General features: G+C 69.4%; 4 protein-coding genes. All 4 read right to left on the reverse strand.

The features are described 5' to 3' along the window. On the reverse strand, positions 1–502 hold a 502-nt coding region (locus C1I98_RS36685; protein WP_233508496.1), incomplete at its 3' end, for a sirohydrochlorin chelatase. Between the two features lie 89 nt (positions 503–591). Next, positions 592–1,320, reverse strand: a complete 729-nt coding sequence (locus C1I98_RS36690; protein WP_111171872.1) for a phosphoadenylyl-sulfate reductase — start codon at positions 1,318–1,320, stop codon at positions 592–594. Next, positions 1,317–1,466: an Insertion element protein gene (locus C1I98_RS36695; RefSeq protein ID WP_111171873.1), complete on the reverse strand. Its 150-nt coding sequence runs from the start codon at positions 1,464–1,466 to the stop codon at positions 1,317–1,319. The genes C1I98_RS36690 and C1I98_RS36695 overlap by 4 nt, the downstream gene beginning before the upstream one ends. Beyond that, positions 1,463–3,145 carry a nitrite/sulfite reductase gene (locus C1I98_RS36700; RefSeq protein ID WP_111171874.1) on the reverse strand — a complete coding sequence of 561 codons (1,683 nt, stop codon included), beginning with the start codon at positions 3,143–3,145 and terminating at the stop codon, positions 1,463–1,465. The genes C1I98_RS36695 and C1I98_RS36700 overlap by 4 nt, the downstream gene beginning before the upstream one ends. Between the last annotated feature and the right edge of the window lie 384 nt (positions 3,146–3,529).

The raw sequence follows: 3,529 nt of genomic DNA on the forward strand, positions 1-3,529 counted from the left end.
CGGCCGGGGTGGGGGAGCCGGCCGAGGCGTACGCCGGGACGACCGACCACCAGGGGCGGGCGCGGCGCCAGTGTCCGGCGATGCCCGCCACGACGGCGTTGGCACGGGGGTCGCTGGAGCCCGCCGAGACCAGCACGACGGCCGTGTCCGGGTCGCCGAGGGGGACGCCCGCCTCGGTGAGGCGGTGTTCCAGGGCGGTGACCAGCAGCGGGTGCGGGCCGAGCGTGGTGGCCCGGTGGACGCGCAGGCCGGGGTCGCGGGCCGTGGCGGTGGTCAGGGCGGCCGGGATGTCGACCCGGCTGTGGTACGCCTCGGTGAGCAGCAGGGGCAGCACGACGGCCTCGGGCAGGCCGCGGAGGGCCTGGCCGAGGGTCGGCGGGGCGTGGTCGAGGTAGGCCGAGCGCACCGGCAGGCCGGGACGGTCCCGCCGTACGAGGTCGAGCAGCTCCTCCACGGTCTCGGCGGCGCGTGGATCTCGCGAGCCGTGCGCGACCGCGACCAGCGGAACCCTGCGCGCGCCGGTGCCCGGCCCGGCCGGAGACCTCGGGAACTCGGCGAACTCGGCGAGTCCCGGCCCGGCCAGGGGCCGGGTCAAAGGTGGATGCCGCATTCGGTCTTGCCCATCCCGGACCACCGGCCGCTGCGCGGGTCCGCCCCGTCCAGGACCTGGCGGGTGCAGGGCGCGCAGCCGATGGACGGGTAGTTGTCGTAGTGCAGCGGGTTGATCAGCACGCCGTTGTCGGCGATGTAGTTGTCGACGTCTTCCTGCGACCAGGCGGCGATCGGGTTGACCTTGACCATCTGGCGCTTGGCGTCCCACTCGACGACCTTGGTGTCGACGCGGGTCGTGGCCTCGTCGCGGCGGATGCCGGAGATCCAGGCGTGGTACGGCTCCAGCGCGCGGTTCAGCGGCTCCACCTTGCGCAGGAAGCAGCACAGGTCGGGGTTGCGGCCGAACAGCCGGGGCCCGAGGTCGCGCTCCTGCTCCTCCACCGTGCGCGAGGGCTGGATGTTGATCAGGTTGACGTCGTACACCTGCTGTACGGCGTCGCGCGTGCCGATGGTCTCGGCGAAGTGGTACCCGGTGTCGATGAAGAGCACGTCGATACCCGGCTTCACCCGGCTGACCAGGTCGATCAGCAGCGCGTCGCTCATCGAGGAGGTCAGGCACAGCCGGTCGCCGAAGGTCGCCGCCGCCCACCGGATGATCTCCCGGGCGGGCGCGCCCTCCAGGAACTCGGCGGCCGATTCGACGATGTCCTGCAGGTCGAGGGTGTTGCGCTGCTCACGTAGGCCGATCTCTATCTCCACCACACTCATTGGCTGCTCACCACTCCGATCCCGAGGAACTTCAGCTTGAACGCCCGTACGCAGGACCTGCAGAACCAGCCCCCATCGCCCTCGTACGGCTCCAGGTCCTCCTCACCGCAGTAGGGGCAGTGGAAGGGGACGGCGCGCTCGGTCATTTGAGGTCCGCCTCCTCCGCGCGCTGGACCCATTCGGCGAAGGTCTCGCCTTCCTTCTTCTGGGAGTCGAAGTTGCGTACCACGCGCTCGACGTAGTCGGGCAGCTCGGCGGCGGTGGCCTTCAGGCCGCGCACCTTGCGGCCGAAGCCGGGGTTGACCCCGATCGACCCGCCCAGGTGGATCTGGTAGCCCTCCACCTGGTTGCCGTCGCCGTCCACCACCAACTGTCCCTTGAGGCCGATGTCGGCGACCTGGATGCGGGCGCAGGAGTTGGGGCAGCCGTTGACGTTGATGGTCAGCGGGTCGGTGAAGTCGGGCAGCCGCGCCTCCAGCTCGTCGATCAGGCGCGACGCACTGGCCTTGGTCTCGATGATGGCCAGCTTGCAGTACTCGATGCCGGTGCAGGCCATCGTCTGGCGGCGGAACGTGGAGGGGTTGACCTGGAGGTCGGCGGCCTCCAGGTCGGCCACCATGGACTTCACCTGGTCGGGCGCGACGTCGAGGATGACCATCTTCTGCTCGACGGTGGCGGCGACCCTGCGCGAGCCGTGCCGTTCGGCGATGTCGGCGATCAGGTGGAGCTGGTCGCCGCTGACCCGGCCCACGCGGGGCGCGAAGCCGACGTAGAAGTTGCCGTCGTGCTGGGGGAAGACGCCGACGTGGTCACGGCGTCCGCCGCGCGGCAGCTCGGGCGAGGGGCCGTCGGGAAGGCTGTAGCCGAGGTACTCCTTCTCCAGGATCTCCCGGAACTTCTCCGCGCCCCAGTCGTGGACCAGGAACTTGATCCGGGCGCGGTGCCGCAGCCTGCGGTAGCCGTAGTCGCGGAAGACGCTCGCGACCCCGGCCCACACCTCGTGAACCTGCTCGGGCCGGACGAACGCGCCGAGCCGCTTGCCCAGCATCGGGTTGGTGGACAGGCCGCCGCCCACCCACACGTCGAAGCCCTTGGTGCCATCGGCCAGCTCGACGCCCACGAACGCGATGTCGTTGATCTCGTGGACCGTGCAGTGCGCCGCGCAGCCGCTGATCGCCGTCTTGAACTTGCGCGGCAGGTTGGAGAACGCCGGGTCGCCGATGTAGCGGTCGAGGATGTCGCGGATCTGGGCGCGGCCGTCGATGGTCTCCTCGGCGTCGATGCCGGCCACCGGACAGCCGATGATCACCCTGGGGGTGTCGCCGCACGCCTCGGTGGTCGACAGCCCGACCGCCTCCAGGCGCTCCCAGATGTCCGGGACGGACTCGATCTCGATCCAGTGGAACTGGACGTTCTGCCGGTCGGTGATGTCGGCGGTGCCACGGGCGTAGTCGTTGGAGATGTCGGCGATCACCCGGAGCTGCTCCAGGCTGAGCTGGCCGCCGTCGATGCGGACCCGCAGCATGAAGTAGCGGTCGTCAAGTTCCTCCGGCTCGAGGATGGCGGTCTTACCGCCGTCGATGCCGGGCTTGCGCTGGGTGTAGAGGCCGAACCAGCGGAACCTGCCGCGCAGGTCGGCGGGGTCGATGGAGTCGAAGCCCCGCTTGGAGTAGATGTCGATGATCCTCTGGCGGACGTTGAGCCCGTCGTCGTTCTTCTTGTTCTCTTCGTTCTTGTTGAGCGGCTCGCGAAAACCGAGGGCCCATTGGCCTTCGCCACGCGGGCGCTTGTGGTGGCGGTTCGCCGGCCTGGCCGGGGTTGTCATGGCGCGGTCCTTTGCGTCAACGATCTGGCGAACGATCTGGCGGTGGACGCGCGGTTCAGGTCTGCCGCCCGGGACTCGCCGTCGAGTGCCGGGGCCGTCTCATGGAAACGACGCCTGACCGACCACGCGCCCAGGTGTGAGAACAGAACTGGGCAGGGTCAGCGGGCGTCGATACAGATCGCGCTGCGGACACGCAGGAAGTCGACGTGGCGTCGCACGACGAGAAGCGGATCCGCTGGCATGTCCCAAACGATACCTTCCACATCACGGATGTCCAATGTTGGGTCCACACTTTGGGATGGATGTCCGGATCGGGACGCTTCGGGTATGGGCCCTGAATCGGGATATCGGGCAGGTCAGCCCTGGCGGCGCCCTGTCTCTTAT

It is taken from the genome of Spongiactinospora gelatinilytica, from assembly GCF_003236385.1.
GTDB classification, from domain to species: domain Bacteria; phylum Actinomycetota; class Actinomycetes; order Streptosporangiales; family Streptosporangiaceae; genus Spongiactinospora; species Spongiactinospora gelatinilytica.